The 17,403-nt window shown below is 42.9% G+C and carries 16 protein-coding genes; 14 read left to right on the top strand and 2 right to left on the bottom strand.

All coding sequences use genetic code 11. The features are described from left to right. Positions 1-258: 258 nt before the first annotated feature. From T357_RS0106995 to T357_RS0106940, 12 genes are all read left to right on the top strand, one after another. Positions 259-1,368, top strand: a complete 1,110-nt coding sequence (locus tag T357_RS0106995; RefSeq protein WP_031550187.1) for a TRAP transporter substrate-binding protein — start codon at positions 259-261, stop codon at positions 1,366-1,368. Positions 1,369-1,551: 183 nt separating this feature from the next. Beyond that, positions 1,552-2,037 carry a TRAP transporter small permease gene (locus T357_RS0106990; RefSeq protein ID WP_242840075.1) on the top strand — a complete coding sequence of 162 codons (486 nt, stop codon included), beginning with the start codon at positions 1,552-1,554 and terminating at the stop codon, positions 2,035-2,037. Then, positions 2,034-3,335: a TRAP transporter large permease gene (locus T357_RS0106985; protein WP_031550181.1), complete on the top strand. Its 1,302-nt coding sequence runs from the start codon at positions 2,034-2,036 to the stop codon at positions 3,333-3,335. Before T357_RS0106990 ends, T357_RS0106985 begins: the two co-directional genes overlap by 4 nt. 12 nt (positions 3,336-3,347) lie before the next feature. Then, positions 3,348-4,058, top strand: coding sequence for an RraA family protein (locus tag T357_RS0106980; RefSeq protein ID WP_031550178.1), 711 nt, complete (start codon positions 3,348-3,350; stop codon positions 4,056-4,058). A 56-nt stretch (positions 4,059-4,114) separates the two neighbouring features. Next, positions 4,115-4,447: a UxaA family hydrolase gene (locus T357_RS0106975; RefSeq protein WP_031550176.1), complete on the top strand. Its 333-nt coding sequence runs from the start codon at positions 4,115-4,117 to the stop codon at positions 4,445-4,447. Between the two features lie 22 nt (positions 4,448-4,469). Then, on the top strand, positions 4,470-5,690 hold the full coding sequence (locus T357_RS0106970; RefSeq protein ID WP_031550173.1) for a UxaA family hydrolase: 1,221 nt from the start codon (positions 4,470-4,472) through the stop codon (positions 5,688-5,690). Between the two features lie 21 nt (positions 5,691-5,711). After that, positions 5,712-6,500 (top strand): SDR family NAD(P)-dependent oxidoreductase, encoded by a 789-nt coding sequence (locus tag T357_RS0106965; RefSeq protein WP_081828081.1) that lies wholly within the window; start codon positions 5,712-5,714, stop codon positions 6,498-6,500. Positions 6,501-6,523: 23 nt separating this feature from the next. Next, positions 6,524-7,945 carry a glucuronate isomerase gene (gene uxaC / locus T357_RS0106960; protein ID WP_031550167.1) on the top strand — a complete coding sequence of 474 codons (1,422 nt, stop codon included), beginning with the start codon at positions 6,524-6,526 and terminating at the stop codon, positions 7,943-7,945. Continuing rightward, complete coding sequence (locus T357_RS0106955; protein WP_044916384.1) at positions 7,942-8,751, top strand: alpha/beta hydrolase; 810 nt, start codon at positions 7,942-7,944, stop codon at positions 8,749-8,751. The genes uxaC and T357_RS0106955 overlap by 4 nt, the downstream gene beginning before the upstream one ends. An 82-nt stretch (positions 8,752-8,833) precedes the next feature. Next, positions 8,834-9,955, top strand: a complete 1,122-nt coding sequence (locus T357_RS0106950; protein ID WP_031550162.1) for a DUF362 domain-containing protein — start codon at positions 8,834-8,836, stop codon at positions 9,953-9,955. An 84-nt stretch (positions 9,956-10,039) separates the two neighbouring features. After that, on the top strand, positions 10,040-10,603 hold the full coding sequence (locus T357_RS0106945; protein WP_031550160.1) for an ECF transporter S component: 564 nt from the start codon (positions 10,040-10,042) through the stop codon (positions 10,601-10,603). Positions 10,604-10,779: 176 nt separating this feature from the next. Next, positions 10,780-11,070 carry a hypothetical protein gene (locus T357_RS0106940; protein ID WP_031550158.1) on the top strand — a complete coding sequence of 97 codons (291 nt, stop codon included), beginning with the start codon at positions 10,780-10,782 and terminating at the stop codon, positions 11,068-11,070. Between the two features lie 157 nt (positions 11,071-11,227). On the opposite strand, the gene T357_RS0106935 is transcribed toward T357_RS0106940, so the two are convergent. Beyond that, positions 11,228-12,028 carry a DUF5131 family protein gene (locus tag T357_RS0106935; protein WP_330373096.1) on the bottom strand — a complete coding sequence of 267 codons (801 nt, stop codon included), beginning with the start codon at positions 12,026-12,028 and terminating at the stop codon, positions 11,228-11,230. 187 nt (positions 12,029-12,215) lie between these two features. Between T357_RS0106935 and T357_RS0106930 the strand changes: the two genes are divergently transcribed. Beyond that, positions 12,216-14,090: an OPT family oligopeptide transporter gene (locus T357_RS0106930; protein WP_031550154.1), complete on the top strand. Its 1,875-nt coding sequence runs from the start codon at positions 12,216-12,218 to the stop codon at positions 14,088-14,090. Continuing rightward, positions 14,087-14,449, top strand: a complete 363-nt coding sequence (locus T357_RS0106925) for a PqqD family protein (protein ID WP_031550152.1) — start codon at positions 14,087-14,089, stop codon at positions 14,447-14,449. Before T357_RS0106930 ends, T357_RS0106925 begins: the two co-directional genes overlap by 4 nt. On the opposite strand, the gene T357_RS0106920 is transcribed toward T357_RS0106925, so the two are convergent. Further along, entirely contained in the window at positions 14,406-17,255 is a 2,850-nt protein-coding gene (locus tag T357_RS0106920) for a mechanosensitive ion channel family protein (RefSeq protein WP_031550149.1), read from the bottom strand. The genes T357_RS0106925 and T357_RS0106920 overlap by 44 nt on opposite strands. Positions 17,256-17,403 lie beyond the last annotated feature (148 nt).

Below are 17,403 nucleotides of genomic sequence, written 5' to 3'. Positions count from 1 at the left end.
AATTAATAGTATTTTCTTCCGAATTACCAAAAAAGATAACCTGTGTTGAGTGAAAATGTACAAAAAATTTTACTAAAACAACTAAAATGTGAGTAATTATTGACACTTCATTAATACGGTGATAGTTTAGATGCAGAAATAAACAAAAACGTTTTATCTGATATACAACAAGTTTTAACGTGTTTGTTCAATAACGTATTTTTGGTCCAAAGACAGGATTACAAAAATAGTCGTGATCATTTTAAGGAGGATTATGAAATGAAGAAAAATGTATTGTCTGGAGTTTTGGCAGGCCTGATGGTTATGTCTCTTGCAGGATGTGGTTCCGGATCTCAGCCGGCAGCAACCACGGCGGCAAAGCCTGCAGAAACAGCAGCACCTGCAGCATCAGCAGAAGCAAAGCCTGCAGAGGCAGCACCTGCAGCTGATTCACTTGTACTTCAGTGGTCAGAGGTAAACGGCGATGAGTACGGTGCAACAGTAGGTGCAAAAGCATTCGCAGAAAAGATAAATGAAGTTTCCAACGGTCAGATCACTATCGACCTTTACACAAATGGAACACTTGGAGATGAGAAGACTTCCATGCAGGGAATACAGATGGGAACACTCGATATTTTCCGTGGTAATGCATCTTCACTTTCCAACTATGGTGCTCCAACAATTGCTCTTACAGGTCTTCCTTATCTTTTCAAGGATATGGAGCAGTTCCATGATATGGCAGTTTCTGATCTTGGTCAGCAGATGCTTGATTCTGTAGATACAGATGATTGTGGTTATGTAGCTCTTGGCTGGCTGGTTGAAGGCCCAAGATCAATGTTCATCACAGAGGATACATATAAGAAGCTTGGATCACCGAGTGAATTTACTCTTGATATGATGAACGGACTTAAGATCCGTGTTCCTGAGACAGACCTCATGGTAAACACTATGAATGCTCTTAAGTCTTCTGCAACTCCTATAGCATATTCTGAACTTTATACATCTCTTCAGTCAGGTGTAGTAGACGGTGCAGAGAATGGTGTTACATCCTATCTTTCAAACTCATTTAATGAAGTTGCTCCTTACTTCATCACAGATGCTCACACATTTGGATGCGGCGTTATCCTTATGAATAAGGATAAGTGGAATTCTTTGACAGATGAGCAGAAGGGTTGGATGAATGAGGCAGCAGAAGCAGCTTCAGCAGCTTGCTATGAGTACAATCAGAAGCAGGAACAGGCAGCATTTGATTCATTTGCTGACAAGGGTGTTACAAGGATTGATGTTGCAGATCTTGATAAGTGGCAGGAGGCTTGCCAGAGTGTATATGCCACATACTCAGAGGCTGAGCAGGAGACCATCAAGAAGTTAGCAAGCGGTCAGTACTGATAAGGTATGAGTGTCATATGTCTTCTTCGGTGTGCATTTGCACATTAGTGGGAAACATAATTCGTGGCACGCCCGTATGAAGTACGTAAATATGCATTTTGCGCGAGGGAGGGCTGTGAGGAATCGCGCCCTTCCCTTTTTCTGTAAGAACAAAGTTGTTGGTCTATGACCGGAGGCGTTTTCATGAAAGATTTCGTTCGATTATGGGAAAAAGTTGACGCTTTTGTCTTTAAATTTCTCAAGTATCTCTGCGCCGCTATGCTCGGCGCACTTATCTGTATTGTTTTTTATATATTCCTTGGAAGATACGTATTGCATAACTCACCTATGTGGGGCGAGCCGCTTTCTCTTTTTCTTTTAACCTGGATGAGTATCCTTGGATCTGCTCTGGTTGTACGTTCCAATGAGCACCTGAAAGTAACCATGTTCGATGAAAAGATGTCAAAAAAGGCTCTTATTGCAACTGATATTCTTGGTGAAATCTGTATTCTGATATTTGCCATATTTATGATCGTGTATGGAATGCAGCTTATGAAACAGTCAAGAACCAATACAATGGCCGGTATCAATATCAGATATGCATATATGTATCTTTCACTTCCTGTTACGGGAGTGTTTTACATATTCGCACTGATTTCTCAATGGGTAAGGAGGTTTGATCAGAAATGAGCACAACAGCAATAGCAACATTTCTGCTTATAGCGATTTTTATAGTTCTGATTTTTCTTCGTGTTCCTATCGTATATGCTATCGGATTTGCTTCTCTTGTAGACTTTTTCTACTTAGGGATCAATCCGATGCAGATGGCACTGAAGTTTGTATCAAATCTGAATTCATATACACTGCTGGCTGTCCCGTTTTTCATAACTATGGGTGAACTTATGAGTGCAGGTGGTGTAACAGACAGACTGATAGATTTTTCCAAGGAACTGGTTGGTTGGGTGAGAGGCGGAGCCGCAATGGTTAACGTTGTATCTTCATTTTTTTTTGGAGGAATCTCAGGTTCTTCTTCCGCTGACTGTGCATCCTTAGGACCCATCGAGATAAAGATGATGGAAGAGCAGGGTTATGACAGACCATTCTCAACAGCACTTACAATGGCTTCTTCCGTAGAGGGAATTTTGGTTCCTCCATCTCAGAACATGGTCATCTATACACTTGCGGCAGCAGGTGTAACAACTGTTTCCATAGGACAGCTTTTCCTTGCAGGTTATGTGCCCGGTGCGGTTCTTTCTGTAGTTCTGATGATTTATTCATGGTATTACTCAAAGAAAAATAATATCCCTGTAACCGGAAGATTTTCTCCCAAGGCTTGCGCAAAATCCTTTATCCGTGCTATCTGGGGACTTGCAGCAGTTCTGATTGTTGTAGTCGGTGTCGTAGCAGGTATTTTTACTACAACAGAATCTGCGGCAGTAGCTGTTGTATGGTCTATGGCAGTTGGACTCTTTATTTATAAAGGATTCAAGTTTAGAGATATTCCACGCATCTTCAATAATGTAACCATGATGCTTGGTAAGGTCCTGATCCTTATAGGTGTATCCGGAGCGTTTACGTATCTTCTTACATATCTGAAGATTCCAACAATGGTTACAAACGCGCTGTTCTCATTTACAACAAATAAGATCATGATACTTGTTCTTCTGAATATTTTGATGCTCATCCTTGGATGTCTGATCGAGATGGCTTGTCTGATTCTAATGCTTACACCGGTCATTCTTCCTATTTGGATTTCTCTTGGACTGTCACCTATTCATCTTGGTGTTGTTATGGTTCTGAATCTCGGTATCGGGCTTCTGACACCTCCGGTAGGATCAACATTATTCATTGGTTCTGCGATTTCAGGTATCAGTCTGGAGAGGCTGTCGAAGGCAATGATTCCCTTCTATCTGGTAATGGGTATCGCACTTCTTATCCTCACATATTTCCCGCAGTCCTTTATGTGGCTGCCAATGTTGGCATATTAATGGAGGCATAAAATGGCTAAGCTTTGGAATAACGATGAAGAAATGTTTACGCTGATGAAGGAAAAACTATATACACCCGTTGTGGGAGATATATTGGATCAGATGGGTTACAAGCATCAGTTTTTACCTGCAAACATTCGTCCCTTGGAGGCTCTTGTACCGGCTGACGCATATATAGACAGAACACAGCCGGATAACAGACTTAAGGTTGCAGGATACGCATGTACAATTCTTGAAAATGATGTGTTCGAAGCTCCGAAGAAGCCGTTTGGACTTCTTACAGAGGCATTGGACCAGCTTAAACCAAATGAAGTATATGTGGCAACAGGTGCGCATAATTCCGCACTGTGGGGCGAACTTCTCACTGCAACGGCTAAAACAAGAGGGGCAGCAGGTGCGGTACTGGACGGATACACAAGAGATACACCTCAGGTTCTGTCGCAGAACTTCCCTGTATTTGCAACTCAATGCTGGGCCCAGGATAGTTCTGTTCGTACTTATGTTTGTGATATGAGATGTACGATTGAGATTGGTCAGGTTACGATCCATGACGGAGATCTGGTTTTTGGTGATATTGATGGAGTTCTGATCATCCCTAAGGAAATAAAGGATGAGGTTCTGGAAAAGGCTTTGGAAAAAGCTATGGGTGAAAAGAAGGTAAGAAAAGCCATCGAGGGCGGTATGTCAGCGACAGAAGCGTTTAAAGTATTCGGTATCCTTTGATGGATTCGTTTTCCTTCAGCATATGGTCGTAAAGACAATTGAGCATGGTGAGTAGAATGAATGAAAAAGTTTTTCAGGTAAACCTGCAGGATAATGTTGCGGTAGCTCTTACAGCTCTTGAGGCGGGTAGTACCGTTCCTTTAATAGGTGATACTGAACAGAAAGAGATAACAGCCGTAACTGATATCCCGGTAGGACATAAAATTGCTCTTCGTGACATAAGCGATGGAGAAGACATCGTAAAGTATGGAGTGGTGATCGGTCACGCCATAAAGAATATCCCTAAGGGATCATGGGTGCATCTTGAAGAGATGGCATCGAACTACGATGAGCGTTCAAGCCATCTGGATGCTATTACAGGTGCTCCGAAGGATATGAGTTACAAATAACCGAAAGGCATGGTACAGAGCTGTGAAACTGGAAGAATTAACCTTTAGAGGATATCAAAGAAAAAACGGAAGACCCGGTATTCGGAACAGGGTATTGGTTATCTACACAGTAAAATGTTCGGAATTTGTAGCAAGACAGATTGTTGAAAGGACAAATTCTCGGGATGTGGAACTTGTTGGATTTGATGGATGTACTGATAATCAGTATGCCATCAATATGCTGATCAGTATGATCCGTCATCCTAATGTTGGCGCAGTCCTCGCTGTCGGATTAGGCTGCGAATACATTCAGCCTGAATGGCTTGCGGATATCGCTACACAGGAAGGAAAATTATCTTCCTGGATGTTTATCCAAAAAGAAGGTGGAACAAGGTTATCAATACAAAAAGGCGAATCCTGGGCTTCCTGGGCAATTCGTGAACTCAGGAGCACTCCTACAGTGCCTATGACCTGGAAGGATCTCGTTATCGGTGCCGAGTGCGGAGGTTCTGATTATACATCAGGGCTTGCCGGTAATGCTGTTGTCGGCCGTTTTTTTGACAAACTGACAAGTCTTGGGGGAACGGCAATTTTTGAAGAGATTGTTGAAGCCGTCGGACTTAAGGATGTACTTGTGAAACGCGGAGCTACAGAAAAGGCAAAAGAAGAGATTGCATATACCTATGATAAAGCACTGGAGTATTGTAAGTCGGTAAATCAATATTCGGTAAGTCCCGGCAACTTTGCGGGTGGGCTTTCAACCATCGAAGAGAAGTCCATGGGTGCTATTGTAAAAAGTGGTTCCGGTAAGATTCAGGGTGTGCTGAAAGTAGCACAACGCCCGGAAAAGGAAGGATTATGGCTTCTGGATTCAACACCGGATCCTTACTGGATGCAGTTCGGTATCACCAATCCGAATGACAATGAAGGCCTGATGGATCTTATAAGCTGCGGTGCACATATGGTTTTTCTTGTTACGGGTCGGGGCAGTGTTGTCGGAAGTGCAGTTGGTCCCTGTGTGAAGATAACAGGTAACCATGAGACTTTCGAGCGTATGTCTGAAGACATGGAGTTTGATGCCAGTCCTATTCTGGAAGGCACAAAGAGTATGGCAGAAATGGCAGATGATCTTGCAAGATATGTTGCTGAAATTGCTGACGGAAAAGAAACTAAGTCTGAAGCATTGGGACATAAAGAATTCTTTATTCCCTATAAATATCAAGAGAATACTGTTGCCATCCACAGAAAATGTGAGGAAGGCTAACGAAAAAGAGGGGTAATAAAAATGGCTGCATTTACAGAAGAGGAAATAAATGGATTTCACATGAACGAATGGTACGATCTTGACGGTGAAGTTGCGATCGTAACCGGTGGCGGTACAGGATTGGGTCTTGCTATTACAAGATGTCTTGTATCTGCCGGTGCAAAGGTTGCTGTGGTCAGCAGAAAGTATGAAAAGGCACTGGAAGAGTTTGGTGATAATGTTAGATTTTACGAGCATGATATTTCCAATACAGAATATGCTCCGGAGCTTGTTGAAAAAATAGTGAAGGATTTTGGCAAGGTAACGATACTTGTGAACAATGCCGGAAATCACTGTAAGAAGTTTATATGGGATATGACTGTTGATGACTACAAGAGTGTTCTTGATGTGCAGCTTGTAGGTTCTTTCTCAATGACAAAGGCAGTTGTTCCTTATCTGAAGGAACAAAAGCACGGACGTATCATATTTCAGGCTTCAATGACTTCTTATATCGGACAGCCTCAGGTATGCGGATATGCCACAGCCAAAGCAGGGTTTCTTGGTATGATCCATGTTTTGACAGCAGAACTTGCAGAGTTTGGCATAACTGTAAATGCGGTTGCACCGGGATGGATTGACACCCCCATGTTCCATAAAGCGGTTGATACTGATCCTCAGCGACTTGCAAAAATTATGGGCAGAATACCGGCTAAGACGGTTGGAGATCCAATGGATATCGGAATGGCATGTGCCTTCCTGTGTTCCAGGGCAGCACGTTACATTACCGGTTCCTGTATCCCGGTAGATGGTGGTGCATTGATTGGTTTTTGATTTCTATGAGAGAGGCATTAAAAATGAAATTAAACAATAAGTTTTCAGAAGAACTATTTCTGACAAATGAAACAGGAAGAGAACTTTATCACAAATATGCTGAGCCCATGCCTATCATTGACTATCATTGCCATATTTCTCCAAAGGCAATGTATGAGAATCATGAATTTGAAGATCTTGGTGAGATGTGGCTTGAAGGTGATCATTATAAATGGCGTGCAATGAGAACTTTCGGTATTGAGGAGAAATACATCACAGGAACAGAAACAGATTTTCACGAGAAGTTTCTTGTATTCGCTAAGGTGTTGCCCAAGATGGTCGGAAATCCGATTTTTATATGGTGTGCTCTTGAGCTGAAAAGGTATTTTGGCATTGACGAACCTCTGACAGAGGAGAACGCCGAGGAAATATATCAGAAGACAAAAAAGATGATACATGAGAAGCACATGACGAGACAGTGGTGCATGGAGCATTCAAATGTAAAGCTGGTATCTACAACGGAAGATCCTGTTGATGATCTGGAGTGGCATAAAAAACTGAATGAGCAGAAGACAGCCACAAGAGTCATTACTGCGTTTCGTCCGGATAAGGCGATGTTTATCGAATTGCCTACATTTGACTCGTATTTAAAGCAATTATCAGAGGCGGCAGGAATTGAGATCACATCTTTTAAAACCATGCTTGATGCCCTTGATAGACGACTTCAGTATTTTAAAGAAGTTACAGGCACAACCGTATCCGATGATGGTATCCCTCACTTTACATTTGCTGATTACACTCAGGAGGAAATCGATACTATTTTTGAGAAGGCTCGAAAGAATGAAACTCTGACAGCCGGAGAAGTGGATCAGTATCAGAGTGCGTTCCTTATAGAGATGGGCAAGCTTTACAACAAAGAAGGATATGTCATGCAATTGCATATCGGCACGTATCTTGATGCCAATACTACCGGAGTTCAGAATGTGGGACAGTCTACAGGTTATGACTGCTGTGATGATCAGGCCGGTGTAACTTCTGTTGGTGAGATTCTTAACAGACTGACAATTGCGGGTGAACTTCCAAAAACTATTTTATATCCTCTTGACGGAACAAAAATAGAAACCTGGGCTATACTGGCAGCCGGATTCTGCGATAACGGTACAAAGTCCAAGGTTCAGCTTGGTGCTCCCTGGTGGTTCAATGATCAGCAGTTTGGCATTGAGCGACAGTTTAAGGCATGTGCAAATCTGTATCCGGTCTCATTGTCCGTAGGTATGTTAACTGATTCCAGATCCTTTATTTCTTATCCCAGACACGAACTCTACAGAAGAGTCTTCTGTAACTACCTAGGTGAATTATGCGAAAGAGGTGAGTATTTTGGTTCAGAGGAAAATCTGAAAGAAATCATAGAGGACGTCTGCATTCGGAATACAAACGAGTTCTTTGGATTTGGAGTTGAAGTATGATAAGCAGTATCAAAATTGATGAAACCGGTGCGGAACTTTTATATGAAGAAATGACCGGTAAGCCCAAAGGTTCTGTCGTGATATGTCCCGGAGGAGCTTACCTCTGGCTAAGTCCCCGGGAAGGATGGCCTGTTGCAAGAGAGTTTGAGAAGGCCGGGTATCAGTGTTACATTCTGAATTATTCTGTAGGAATGGAGAATGCTCCGCTTGGAAAAACACCTCTTAAGCAGTTGGCTTTGGCTGTTTCCAAGGTCAGAGAGATTGCAAAAGATAAAGGAAATAACACATTTACAGCAGTCTGTGGTTTTTCTGCCGGTGGACATCTTGCGGCATCATTGGGGGTTCATTGGAATGACCAGACTTTGGGTCTTGGTCTTACTGCAGAAACAATAAGACCGGATGCGATGATCCTTTCATACGCAGTGACGGAATTACATGATTTTGATGGGCATGAGCTTGTCAAATGCCTGTGTGGCGATGATGAAGAAATGTTCGAATACCTTGAAGTGGCAAAATACATTACCGGTGACACCCCTCCTTCATTTCTTTGGCACACAGTAACAGACGAAGAAGTATCTGTTCAGGCGTCAATGAATTTTATGAATGGACTTATAAGGAATGGAGTATTTGCAGAGCTCCACTTATATCCACAAGGAGTTCATGGCTTGAGCCTGGCAACACCTGCTGTGGAGGATCCTCAAAAAAACAGGATTGCTGATCCACACGTTGCAAGTTGGAGCGACCAGTGCAAACAGTGGCTGGATATTGTTAATCGTTTATGGACGGAGAAAATATTTTATTCCTGATAAATTGTCCATAAAATATTAATGATGTAAAATATTCTTTATCACAGGTTTTGTTTTCGGGACAATTTAATAAGGAGGCAATATGGCTGGATCAAAGGTATATTTTACGGATTTCAGGACGACTGTTGGAACGTCATTGACTGTTAAGATGCAGAGGCTTATTCGCAAGGCAGGTATAGGCAGCATCGATATGGACGGGAAGTTTGTAGCAATCAAAATGCACTTTGGTGAACTTGGAAATCTTTCATATTTAAGGCCCAATTATGCAAAGGCCGTAGCTGATGTGGTTAAAGAACAGGGAGGCATTCCGTTTTTAACAGACTGCAATACGTTGTATCCGGGCTCACGTAAAAATGCTCTTGAACACATGGATTGTGCCAATATCAATGGCTTCAATACCATCACTACAGGATGCCAGATAATCATCGGAGACGGTCTCAGAGGAACAGATGATATAGAAGTTCCGGTGCCAAATGGTGAGTATTGTAAAGAAGCTTATATCGGAAGAGCGGTTATGGATGCCGATATCTTTATTTCGCTTACTCACTTTAAAGGTCATGAGTCTACCGGTTTCGGGGGAGCAATCAAGAATATAGGTATGGGATGCGGAAGCCGTGCGGGTAAAATGCAGCAGCACAACAGCGGTCATCCAACAGTTCATGAGGATATGTGTCGCGGCTGCGGAAGATGCGCGAAGGAGTGCGGCTCAAATGCCATATACTATGAAAATAAAAAGGCTCATATCGACCAGGAGCTTTGTAAAGGATGTGGACGCTGCATAGGCGCCTGCGGATTTGATGCGATTGAAAATATGAACTGGGATGCAAACGAGATACTGGGTCGAAAGATGGCGGAATACAGTGCGGCAGTGTGCGCCGGCAGACCGTGTTTCCATATCAGTCTCGTTCGTGACATTTCCCCTAACTGTGACTGTCATGGTGAAAATGATGCTCCTATTCTGCCGGACGTGGGATTTTTTGCCTCGTTTGATCCGGTTGCCCTTGACCAGGCGTGTGTGGATGCATGTCTCAGATCAACACCTATGCCTAACAGCCAGCTTTCCGATAATTTAAGTAAACCCGGCTGGCATCATCATCACGACCATTTCTTTGATTCCAATCCGAATGTCAGATGGAAAGAGACATTGGAACACGCAGAAAAGATCGGACTTGGAACCCGGGAATATGAATTGATAACCATGTAAAGGATACAGAAGCCATAAAGATATGCATCTGTATGTCAGATATTACGGATGAAAAACAGCGTTGTTAGATGAGAGGGTGAGAGTATGAAAAGTGATTCAATAAAGAAAATGGTTCTTACGGCAATGTTTCTGGCAATAGGTTTGGTGCTTCCATTCCTTACAGGTCAGATCCCTCAGATCGGAAGCATGTTATTGCCGATGCATATACCGGCGTTCTTGTGTGCGCTTATCGTTGGAGAAAAGTGGGGTACACCCATGGCATTTATTCTGCCGATTTTAAGGTCGATGATTTTTGGTATGCCACCGATGTATCCGACTGCCATAGGTATGGCCTTTGAACTTGCAACCTATGCTTTTGTGGCAGGTTATCTTTACAGTCATTCCAAGTGGAAGTGCACGGAGGCTTTATACAAGTGCCTCCTTATAGCAATGGTTGCGGGCAGAGTTGTATGGGGTATTGTCCAGACAGTACTTCTGGGACTTAAGGGTAATGCTTTTACATTCCAGGCATTCATGGCAGGAGCATTGCTTAAAGCCATACCGGGTATTGCTCTTCAGCTTATATTGATTCCTGCGGTAATGATCGCATTAAATCGTACGAAACTTGTTCCGTTTAATTCAGGTGAAAAGGAAAAAGCACATCAATAAGCGTAAACCGGAGAAACCCACCGGGGACGGGGGCGCCAATTAGCATTTAGAACTTCCTTGACTAAAGTACATAAAAGTATATAAAAAAAAGAAAAGTATATAGAAGTATATAAAAGTATATATCTTGATAAAAAGTATATAGAAGTATATAAGCGTGTCAGGGAAGGTGGTTTAGTATGGAAAGAAATCCTTTTGCCATAAATTTTGGAATGGTTCCCAAACAGTATATAAGCAGAGATATTTTGATAGATGAAATTACAGAGGAGCTGATGTCTTTTATCATTCAAAAGGAGCAGATGCCTGTATCAGAACTTCTCGAACTGACAAAACAGAAAAAGAATGAATTCTCACAATATCGGGTTCGCCTTAAAGAAAAAGGGCTGATAAACACAGATACACATGGATTGGTCGGTTTTAAGCTTCCAAGGTTTGACGTATTTGTAAAAAATGAGATGATAAAGATATAGATATTTATTTTAAGTATGAAAAAAATTCATTAATATGCTGAAATATATACGCCATTTGACACACGTCAAATGGCGTATTACTTTTCCGCCGGAAAGAAGTATATTTGACGGGAGTCAAATATACTAATAGATGCAAGGATGGGTTGACCCGGTTAATTCAGGTATCAAGTCCTGCCTTATGCGCCTGGGAATGCTGCATAGGTCTGGGAATGTTGTAAATCTTTCCATCTTTCAGAAGTTTAGCTCCGGTTTGGTGATAGTAAAATGAGATGCCGTTTTCTACACACCGGGCGTGAACATCCTCTACCCAGGCATAGTCACAGATTCTGGCATTTGGTCCGGATTCACCGCCCACAGAAACTGATTCTATGACAGGAGTCCCATCGGAGGCTCTGTAGTTATCTATATATGGGCGGAGATCTACGGCGCTAAGCATTGGCTCTATCATTACAGAATGATGGAAAATCGGCAGCGAAAGATATATGGGCAGTCTCTTGTCGATCATGTCCTGATTCTCACAAGTTACCGCTATGGTTATATGCTCCCAGCCCTTTCCCCAACCGGACGGAAGATGTTCCTCTATCCGTTCCGGTCTTTTCGTGATCATGAAAAAAGTACAGTCGGAACGTTCATACATCATCTTCCAAGCATCATCACGCCACTCGTCCGCATCAGGATGAAAGAAATCCGAAGAAAAGCAAGTATAAATATGGGATCCAGCCGGGATTTTGTATCTTCCTTTATTAGGGCCGGATCTGAGAATCCTGACCGGCAGGTTGAAGCTGTCGGTCCTCTGCACAACTGAAGGATCTTTACCGATTGCTTCGTCCCGACGGTACATATAGCAATTAAGGCAGCCCGCACTGACTTTAGTGCAGCCGTGCCACAGATTCCAGTTAACCGTCATGGGAGTTCTCGGATCTATATTCTGTTCAGGGAAAAGTGATAATTGATTCATGATGGATATCTTAACACTGCCTTTTATGTATAGCAAATCCGCCTTTATGTGAAATACTTACAAAAGTACGAATATATATGCAGGTATGCAGACTGTTATATATAAAATGTTTATTTTTATTGCAAAGCTCGGGAAGTGCGGATATACTTTATCACTACAAAGTAATGAAATAGGAGATATAAACAAAATGAATAACGAATTTAAGCCTTATATCCCTGCGGATAAGGTGGTTCCCGAGATGACACCCACATCCATTATCATGGGTCTCGTCCTGGCAGTTATATTTGGTGCTGCCAACGCATATCTGGGTCTCAGAGTAGGTATGACAGTATCTGCATCAATACCCGCTGCGGTTATTTCAATGGCCGTAATCAGAGTTATCATGCAGAAGGATTCAGTTCTGGAAAACAATATGGTTCAGACTGTTGGTTCTGCAGGTGAATCACTTGCTGCAGGTGCTATTTTCACCATGCCGGCTCTTTTTATCTGGGCAAAGGAAGGTGTGATGGATAAGCCTTCACTCATTGCCATCACGGTTATCGCTCTGTTCGGAGGACTTTTGGGAGTATTCTTCATGGTTCCTCTTCGTAATGCACTTATCGTTCAGGAGCACGGAGTTCTTCCTTATCCGGAAGGTACAGCCTGTGCCGAGGTTCTTCTTGCCGGTGAGGAAGGAGGTTCTTCCGCAAAGGCAGTATTCATCGGTATGGGACTCGGCTCTCTTGTAAAGTTTTTGGTTGACGGTCTCATGGCAGTACAGAGTGTCTTTGTACTCAAGCTTGAAGCTCTCAAGACAGAGTTTGCAGCTGAGGTTTATCCTGCACTTATCTCTGTTGGATACATATGTGGGCCACGCATATCTGCGTATATGTTTGCCGGTGGTATCCTTGGATGGTTTGTTCTCATTCCTGCCATTGTGACTTTTGGCGGTGACATAGTCATGTATCCTGCAAGTGTTTCCGTAAGCGAGCTTTATGCTTCAAGCGGCGCATCTGCAATCTGGTCAAATTACATCAAGTATATCGGTGCAGGAGCCGTTGCATCAGCGGGTATCATCAGTCTCATCAAGACTCTTCCGCTTATAGTAAGAACCTTTATGGCCTCCATAAAAAGCATCTCCAAGGCAGGACAAGTTTCTTATGAGCGTACAGCTCTTGATATGGATATCCGTATCGTGCTTGGCGGTATCGCTGCAATCATTGTTGCCATCTGGCTCACACCGGCGGTACCTGTTACCTTCCTTGGTGCATTGCTTATAGTAGTGTTCGGATTCTTTTTCAGTTCAGTTTCATCAAGAATGGTGGGACTGGTAGGAAGTTCCAACAACCCTGTTTCAGGTATGACCATCGCAACTATCCTTATTGCAACTATCTGTCTTAAGATATCGGGTGATGTAGGAGTACACGGTATGCAGGGTGCCATAGCCATCGGTTCCGTTATTTGCATAGCTGCATGTATGGCCGGTGATACATCACAGGATTTAAAGACCGGATATATCCTCGGTGCAACACCTATAAAGCAGCAGATCGGAGAGATTCTCGGAGTTATTGCCGCAGCTCTTGCAATCGGTGGGGTTATGATCCTTCTTGATAATGCTTACGGATTTGGTTCAGACAATCTTGCTGCTCCTCAGGCAACCATGATGAAGATGATCATCGAGGGTGTTATGAGCGGAAATCTTCCGTGGTCCCTCATTTTCATCGGTGCCTTCATCTCAATTACGGTTGAGATTCTCGGAATCGCTGCACTTCCTGTATCCATAGGACTTTATCTTCCTCTTGAGCTCTCATCAACCATCATGCTTGGCGGACTTATCAAGCTGTTTGTTGATAAGAAGTTCGGTGCCGAGAATGGCGAGTCAGGAAAGGGCATTCTTTTCTGTTCAGGACTTATTGCCGGAGAAGGTATAGTAGGTGTGCTTCTTGCAGTACTCACTGTTGCGGGTCTTACAGAGAAAATGAATCTGAGCGCTGTTATCCCTACAGGAAACCTTCAGGCACTTATCCTTATAATTATTGTTTCTGCAGCTGTTCTTAAGGCTGCAATCGGAAATAGGAAATGAATAACAAAGATAATTTCTTAGATTACATATTTGAGATAAACAGTGACCTCAACCGGACGCGTTCTGCGTCCGGTGAGGTCATTGTTGAAATGGAGAATAAGGGCTTTACCAACAGGATAGCCCAGAAGTTTTTTAAAAAGCCTGCAGTATCCCACATTCATCTTCCGGGTATGGGAAGTTTCATATTCGGATGTATAAACGGCAAAAGAACCGTGTTTGAAATCGGAGCTTTGCTGAAGGATGAGTATGGAGACGAGGCGGAACCGCTTTATGAGAGACTCAGTCTCTATATGAAGCAGTTACAAAATTCAGGTTTCATAAGACAGGTTTCTCCGCTTCATGAACTACCAGCTGATTGAACGGGATCTCGATGTTGTTCCGGTCAAAAATCAGCTTTATCTCCCGATTAAGGGCACGGACAGCAGGAAACTTCAGGTTGCCTTCGACAAACATTGCAATGGTTAAAACGATACTGCTTTCATCAAAGGAGCTGATTCCGGTGTACGTAGGTCCTTTCCGAAGACCCGGGATCTGTTCCGGACCTATCTTAGAAAGTTCTTCTTTCAGAATACGTTCGATTTCCTCAAAATCCGCATCGTAGGAAATGCCTATCTTCACACTTTGTCTTACTACTTCTTCAGAGCAGACGATATCCCTCAGAGAGGAATTATTAAACACTTTGACATCTGTAACGAATTTTACCTTGGTGGTGCGAATGCCTATTTCCGTCACAACTCCTTCCCATCCGCCTACCTTTATATAGTCACCGACCTTATAGGTGCTTTCAAATATGATGAAGAAACCGGCAAGTATATCACTTACCATATCCTTGGCTCCCAGGCTGACCATCAGTGACAGGATTCCTGCAGATGCAAGCAGAGTCTGTGTTTTTGCTCCGAACTGTGACAGACCGTAATAGATAAATATTATTACGCATACGTACTTTATGGCATTCTTGATGAGAAGACATATCGTTTCAACCTTTGCATCGGAAGCCCTTGCTATCTGATACAGAATGGCATCTACCAGTACCGATCCCACATACATAGCACAAAGCAGGAAAATACAGGATGTAAATGCAAATATATTTACTCCCTTCTGCCACCTGCCGGAAATCATATATGAAAGATTGCTCAGCTCACTTATTTTTGAATCGGCATTGATTCCGATAAAAAGTGTAGGAAGCAGGATGAACAGACAGAATAGCAACAGGATACGATAGATGATCACCATGATTCGTCCTTCCGGACTCTGATAACGTTTGGCTCTGGTGTTAACCTTCCATCTTTCCTCGAACCCGCTCTTTTCTCTGAAAAGGGTACGATTTTTGAGACCTGCGAAAAGTCCCGGAACCTTAGCTTCTTCGTCATCCACATCATCGTCATCCGGGTCAACACCGGTTTCTTCTTTGGGTGCCGCATCTATAACCTCTTCCTGGAAATTGAAGAGTGTAAGAAGGGTTATGATGAGTAAAATGCAGGCGGCCTCCAGCATCAGCTTACATGAACTGCTGAAGATTCCGTTATTTCCGCTTTGGTGCATAACCGGAACAATATAGTAATCTTCCGAGGCGCTGACACCCGCAAAGTGTACTATCCCATCCACCTCAACGAATCCGCTGAATTTCTGCTCCAGACTTTCAGGGGAGATACCAAGCTCCGTTACGTTTTCTCCCACATATCCAAGACCGTTGGTGGCAACGATTTCAAATGTCTGCTTGTCTACTGCCAAGGCATATTCCGGAAGTCCGATAACAAGATTGTTGAGAACTTTATCAAGCTTTAACGCATCCAGAAGTTCATCCCTCAAAGCAGGGTCTATACCGATCAGCACAAAACCGTCACACAGATCTTCTTTGCTTCTTACACTTACTCCGATATATTGGAGATATTCATTGTATCTTTGATCCCGCATCGGAGGCAGTATGACGCTGTCTGCTCCTTCCAAAAGTACCCGGAAATCATAGAATGGTTCCTCCGGCTTGCTGCCGACCTTCAGATGATCGTAATTTGAATTTGTAACTGTCACATTTCCGTTTTTATCAAAAAGAAACAGATATTTTGCATTAAGATAATCTGCATATACCTGCATGGTATGGCGGTCAGGGGTACTCTTTCTGTTGCGTATCATGCGTGAAGCCAGGCGGCACTGGATCTCATAGAAGGAATCCAGCCAGTCTCCAAGCTTTTTGCTCTGCTTCTGATAGGTCTCCAATGTTTCCACTGCCACTTCCGCATGATGCGTCATGGTTTTCAGATCATCCGCAACATTGGTAAGTGTCTGTAAATATACGGAAACACCAAAAGAAATCAGACATACCACCATGGAATAAGCTATCAGCTTATTTCTCATGGTTTTCGCTGTCTCACATCTCTGGTTAATGACAAGGCATATCCATTTGATAACGAGCCAGATCATCACAAATGTGAAAACTGTTACAAAAAATGCATTTGACAGGAAGGAAAGCCTCTCGTAAAAAGAGATACCGCAGACGATATAGTAATCCTCATACTCTATGGCACATCCGTATAAGGACCTGTACAGATAGTTATCAATGTCACGGAAGTCCTCTGAATCTTTATCCTCAGGAAAGTCCAGCTCAAAAAGAATGAAATGGGCCTGCAGGTCTTCTGTCCGGGTGTTTTTTGTGATGGATCTCAGGTTTAGTACATTATCCGTTGTAAGAGGTACATCCGGATTCAGACGTATACCAATTGATGTTGCATCAGGATGAGCAATCACTGTCATGGTTGACTTATCCAAAACCGCCACACATCCGTCACGCCCTACCTTCAGCTTTGTAACCCGGTCCATCCATGAAAGGGTTTCTCCTATGAACTCATCAAGCTTTGATTTTGTGTCAGGAATATCATAATTGGATTCATCCAGTTCGCTGTCGGCTGCTATCCTGTCCCAGCTGCTGTTCATCTGGTCACAGACACGTCTTAAAGCCAGCTCACTTTCTTCAAGCTGAGGTATGATCTGTGCCACCTGCAGGACTGCCCGTCGTATCTGTGGCTGAAGACGATCTCTATAGTTATCGCTGTAAATATCGATATTAACAAACAAAACAACAAAAAAACTAATGATCAATACGGCATGCAGAATGAACTTTCTTATCAATATGCGGTTTCTGTATTTCTTATATTCAGGTGTTTTTATCATAACTTAATTCTCTTTCCCCAAAATATCACTACTGATTGTTCCACGTATATGTGAGATATTTCGACCACCTTACATGTATTCATAAGGTAAAAACAGTGGTATGCCATGCCCGTTGCTGTGAAAACGGTATCTCGTTTTACTGTAAAAT

This window comes from Oribacterium sp. FC2011 (assembly GCF_000701645.1).
In the GTDB taxonomy this organism is placed as follows: Bacteria; Bacillota; Clostridia; order Lachnospirales; family Lachnospiraceae; genus Oribacterium.
The sequence above is the reverse complement of the archived record's forward strand: the minus strand, read 5'-3'. Positions and strand labels throughout refer to the sequence as shown.

What these genes read in the sequence shown, in the direction of transcription:
- T357_RS0106985 (WP_031550181.1), top strand. Translation starts at nt 2,034, where the DNA reads ATGAGCACAACAGCAATAGCAACATTTCTGCTTATAGCGATTTTTATA.
- T357_RS0106930 (WP_031550154.1), top strand. Translation starts at nt 12,216, where the DNA reads ATGAATAACGAATTTAAGCCTTATATCCCTGCGGATAAGGTGGTTCCC.
- T357_RS0106950 (WP_031550162.1), top strand. Translation starts at nt 8,834, where the DNA reads ATGGCTGGATCAAAGGTATATTTTACGGATTTCAGGACGACTGTTGGA.
- T357_RS0106980 (WP_031550178.1), top strand. Translation starts at nt 3,348, where the DNA reads ATGGCTAAGCTTTGGAATAACGATGAAGAAATGTTTACGCTGATGAAG.
- T357_RS0106955 (WP_044916384.1), top strand. Translation starts at nt 7,942, where the DNA reads ATGATAAGCAGTATCAAAATTGATGAAACCGGTGCGGAACTTTTATAT.
- T357_RS0106945 (WP_031550160.1), top strand. Translation starts at nt 10,040, where the DNA reads ATGAAAAGTGATTCAATAAAGAAAATGGTTCTTACGGCAATGTTTCTG.
- T357_RS0106935 (WP_330373096.1), bottom strand. Translation starts at nt 12,028, where the DNA reads ATGAATCAATTATCACTTTTCCCTGAACAGAATATAGATCCGAGAACT.
- T357_RS0106920 (WP_031550149.1), bottom strand. Translation starts at nt 17,255, where the DNA reads ATGATAAAAACACCTGAATATAAGAAATACAGAAACCGCATATTGATA.
- T357_RS0106925 (WP_031550152.1), top strand. Translation starts at nt 14,087, where the DNA reads ATGAATAACAAAGATAATTTCTTAGATTACATATTTGAGATAAACAGT.
- T357_RS0106995 (WP_031550187.1), top strand. Translation starts at nt 259, where the DNA reads ATGAAGAAAAATGTATTGTCTGGAGTTTTGGCAGGCCTGATGGTTATG.
- T357_RS0106990 (WP_242840075.1), top strand. Translation starts at nt 1,552, where the DNA reads ATGAAAGATTTCGTTCGATTATGGGAAAAAGTTGACGCTTTTGTCTTT.
- T357_RS0106940 (WP_031550158.1), top strand. Translation starts at nt 10,780, where the DNA reads ATGGAAAGAAATCCTTTTGCCATAAATTTTGGAATGGTTCCCAAACAG.
- T357_RS0106965 (WP_081828081.1), top strand. Translation starts at nt 5,712, where the DNA reads ATGGCTGCATTTACAGAAGAGGAAATAAATGGATTTCACATGAACGAA.
- T357_RS0106975 (WP_031550176.1), top strand. Translation starts at nt 4,115, where the DNA reads ATGAATGAAAAAGTTTTTCAGGTAAACCTGCAGGATAATGTTGCGGTA.
- uxaC (WP_031550167.1), top strand. Translation starts at nt 6,524, where the DNA reads ATGAAATTAAACAATAAGTTTTCAGAAGAACTATTTCTGACAAATGAA.